Below are 4161 nucleotides of genomic sequence, written 5' to 3'. Positions count from 1 at the left end.
GCGGCACTGCGCATCGAGCCGGGAACGCGCGCCAGCCTCGAAAGCGTCGGCCTGCGCACGGCGGGCGCGGTGATGGCAGCACCCCGCGCCCCGCTTGCCCGCCGCTTCGGCGCTGGCTTGCTGTTGCGGCTCGACCAGGCGCTCGGCCGCCTCGACGAGGCGGTGTCGCCGCGCCTGCCGGTGGCGCCGCTTTCGGTCGAGCGCCACCTGGCCGAGCCGGTCGTGCTGACCGACGACATCGAGCGGCTGGTGAGCCGGCTGGCCACGGCGCTGAAGGGCGACCTCGAGCGGCGCGGCGAGGGCGCGAGGGCACTCGCCCTGCTGCTCTTCCGCGTCGACGGCGCCGTCAGCCGCATCGCCGTCGGCACCTCGCGCCCGCTGCGCGAGCCGTCGCTGATCCGCAGGCTGTTCCACGAACGGCTTGCCGCGCTGGAGCAGGACATCGACGCCGGCTACGGTTTCGACCTCGTGCGCCTCTCGGTGCTGTCGGCGGCGGCCTTCGACATGCAGCAGGCCGATCTCAGCGGCGAGGCCAACGACGATGACGCCGATATCGCTTTATTCGCCGACCGCGTCCGCGCCCGGCTCGGCGAGGCCGCGGTGCTGCGGCCGGTTGCCGTCGAGAGCCATTTGCCGGAGCGCGCCGTCACTATTGTCCCCTTCTCCGAGGCGCCGCAAAGGCGCGCGCCGCTCAAGCGGCCGGAGCGCGCCGTTCCGCCGGTGACCATCTATCCGCCGGAACGGCCGATCCGCCTGTTCCGTTCGCCCGAGCCGATCGAGGTGCCGGCCACCGAGATGCCCGAGGGACCGCCGATGAATTTCCGCTGGCGGCGCGCGCTCTACCGCGTCGCCCGCGCCGAAGGGCCGGAACGCATCGCCGCGGAATGGTGGCGAAGGCTTCCCGGCGAGGAGGAAGCGCCGACCCGCGACTATTTCCGCATCGAGGACAGCGACGGCCGCCGCTACTGGCTCTATCGCCAGGGCCTTTACGGCGCGTCCGATACGCCGCCGCGCTGGTTCATGCACGGGGTCTTCGCATGAACGCGCTTGCCGCCACCGCCTATGCCGAATTGGGCATCCAGTCGAATTTCTCATTCCTGCGCGGCGCCTCCAAGCCGGAGGAACTGGTGGTCGCGGCGAAATTCCTCGGCTTCTCCTCGATCGGGCTTGCCGACCGCAATACGGTGGCGGGCGTCGTGCGCGCCTGGCAACAGTCCAGGGTGGAGACGCTTGCCTATCATCCCGGCTGCCGCCTGGTGTTCGGCGACGGCACGCCTGACATCCTCGCCTATCCGCGCGACCGCGCCGGCTGGGGACATCTGTGCCGCATGCTGACGCAGGCCAATCTGCGCGACGAGAACGAGAAGGGCGCCACGCTGCTGAAGCTGAGCGACCTCCTCGAATGGGGGGACCTGATGTCGCTGGCGGTCCTGCCTGAGCTGTCCGCAAACGCCGAGGTCGGCCTTGCAATGCTTAGCCGGCTGAAGGATCGCTTTGGCGCCGCCCTTCGGCTTGCCGTCTCGCCGGATTATCGCGGCAACGACCGTTTCCGCATCGAGCAGGCGGCGGCGATGGCGGATCGGCTGGGCATGCCGCTGTTGGCGACCAACGACGTCCTCTACCACAGCGCCGGCCGCCGCTCGCTGCAGGACGTGCTGACGGCGATCCGCCTTAACACGCCCGTCGCCCAGGTCGGGCTGGAGCTGGCGGCCAATGCCGAGCGTCATCTGAAGCCGCCGCAGGAAATGGCCAGGCTTTTCCGCCGGCATCCGCAAGCGCTGGCGGAGACGCTGCGCTTCGCGGACGAGCTGAGTTTTTCGCTCAGCGACCTCGAATACAACTATCCGGACGAGCCGACCGAATCCGGCCTCGGGCCACAGGCCGAGCTTGAACGGTTGGCCAGGGAGGGGGCCGCCACGCGCTATCCGGCCGGCGTCCCCGCTTCCGTCTTGCAGCGCATCGAGGAAGAGCTCGCCCTCATCGAGCGGCTGAACTACGCGCGCTATTTCCTCACCGTTTACGACATCGTCCAGTTCGCCCGCCGCCAGCATATCCTTTGCCAGGGGCGCGGCTCCGCCGCCAATTCCATCGTCTGCTTCTGCATCGGCATCACCGAGGTCGGCCCCGACCGGATCGACACGCTGTTCGAGCGCTTCATCTCCGAGGAGCGCAACGAGCCGCCCGACATCGACGTCGACTTCGAGCATGAAAGGCGTGACGAAGTCATCGCCTATATCTACCAGAAGTACAGCGCCAAGCGCACCGCGCTCGCCGCCGCCGTCATCAGCTATCGCGGCCGCTCGGCTTTGCGCGAGGTGGCGAAGGCGATGGGCCTGTCCGAGGATGTCCGCACCGCCCTGTCCAGCTCGATCTGGGGCTGGTCGACCTCGGAGCTTGGCGAGAAGGAAGCGAGCGCCGGCGGCATCGACCGCAGCGATCCGCTGGCCAGGCAGGTGATCGAGCACGCCAACGAGATCATGGGCTTTCCCCGCCACCTCTCGCAGCATGTCGGCGGCTTCGTCATCACCAGGGACCGCCTCGACGAGGTCGTCCCCATCGTCAAGACGGCGATGGACGAGCGCAAGATGGTCGAATGGGACAAGGACGACCTCGACGCGGTGAAGATCCTCAAGGTCGACGTGCTGGCGCTGGGCATGCTGACCTGCTTGAAACGCGCCTTCACGCTTCTCACGCATCATTATTCGGACGCGCGGGACGCCTATGGCCGGCCCTATGTGCTGGCCACCCTTCCGGAGGAGGACGGCCGGGTCTATGACATGATCTGCCGCGCCGACACGCTCGGCGTCTTCCAGATCGAGTCGCGCGCCCAGATGTCGATGCTGCCGCGGCTTCGGCCGCGCGAATTCTACGATCTCGTCATCGAAGTGGCGATCGTGCGCCCCGGCCCGATCCAGGGCGACATGGTGCATCCCTATCTGCGCCGCCGGCAGGGCAAGGAACAGCCCGAATATCCCAAGCCCGAGCTGGAGCAGATCCTCGGCAAGACGCTGGGCGTGCCGCTGTTTCAGGAGCAGGCGATGAAGATCGCCATCGTCGCCGGCGGCTTCAGGCCGGGCGAGGCCGACGAATTGCGCCGCGCCATGGCCACCTTCAAGCGCACCGGCACGATCGGCAATTATCGCCAGCGCATGATCGACGGCATGGTCGGCAAGGGTTACGAGAAAGCCTTCGCCGAGCGCTGCTTCAAGCAGATCGAGGGTTTTGGCGAATATGGCTTCCCCGAAAGCCATGCCGCTTCCTTCGCGCTGCTGGTCTACGCCTCCTGCTGGTTCAAGACCTTCTATCCCGACGTCTTCTGCGCCGCGATCCTGAACGCGCAGCCGATGGGTTTCTACCAGCCGGCGCAGCTTGTGCGCGACGCCCGCGACCATGGTGTGGAGGTGCGCGAGGTCGACATCAATTTCTCCGTCTGGGACTGCACGCTGGAGCAAACGGCCTTCGATCCGGCCCGCGTGCTTGCCCGCCATGCCGGGATGCGCGGCGTGATCGAGACCCACCATGCCGTCCGCCTCGGCTTCCGCCAGATCAAGGGCCTGTCGGAGGATCGCATGACGCTGTTCGTCGGACGGCGCGGTTCCGGCTACGAGACCGTGCGCGACGTTTGGTTGCGCTCCGGCCTCGATGTCGGCGAGATCGAAAGGCTGGCTGAGGCCGACGCCTTCCGCTCGATCGGCCTCGACCGCCGCGCCGCGCTCTGGGCGGTGCGTGCGCTCGACGGCAAGAGCGCCGCCGAGAAGCTGCCGCTGTTCGACCAGCCGACGGTCCGCCTTCGCGAGCTGGAGCCGGAGACCAGGCTGCCGACAATGCCGCTCGGCGAGCATGTCATCCACGACTACCGCTCGCTCGGCCTGTCGCTGAAGGCGCATCCGGTGGCTTTCCTGCGCGAGCGGCTCGACCGCGCCGGCGTGATCCCCAATGCGCGCCTTCCTGCTGTGCCGGACGGCAGGCGCGTCTCCGTCGCCGGCCTCGTGCTGGTGCGCCAGCGCCCCGGCAAGGGCAACGCGATCTTCCTGACCCTGGAGGACGAGAACTCCGTCGCCAACGTCATTTTCTGGGAAAGGACCTTCACCCGCTTCCGGCCGATCGTCATGGGCGCGCGCTTCGTGCGCGTCACCGGCAAGCTGCAGTCGGAGTCAGGCG

General features: G+C 68.1%; 2 protein-coding genes. Both read left to right on the top strand.

What is annotated here, in order from left to right; genetic code table 11:
* Positions 1–1041, top strand: a 1041-nt coding sequence (locus EOA33_RS26365) for a DUF6504 family protein (protein ID WP_145989289.1), incomplete at its 5' end; no start/stop codon positions are given.
* The coding region (locus EOA33_RS26360) for an error-prone DNA polymerase (RefSeq protein ID WP_127406966.1) at positions 1038–4161 on the top strand (3124 nt) is incomplete at its 3' end. The genes EOA33_RS26365 and EOA33_RS26360, both read left to right, overlap by 4 nt.

This window comes from Mesorhizobium sp. M4A.F.Ca.ET.050.02.1.1, assembly GCF_003997725.1.
Classification (GTDB): domain Bacteria; phylum Pseudomonadota; class Alphaproteobacteria; order Rhizobiales; family Rhizobiaceae; genus Mesorhizobium.
The sequence above is the reverse complement of the archived record's forward strand: the minus strand, read 5'-3'. Positions and strand labels throughout refer to the sequence as shown.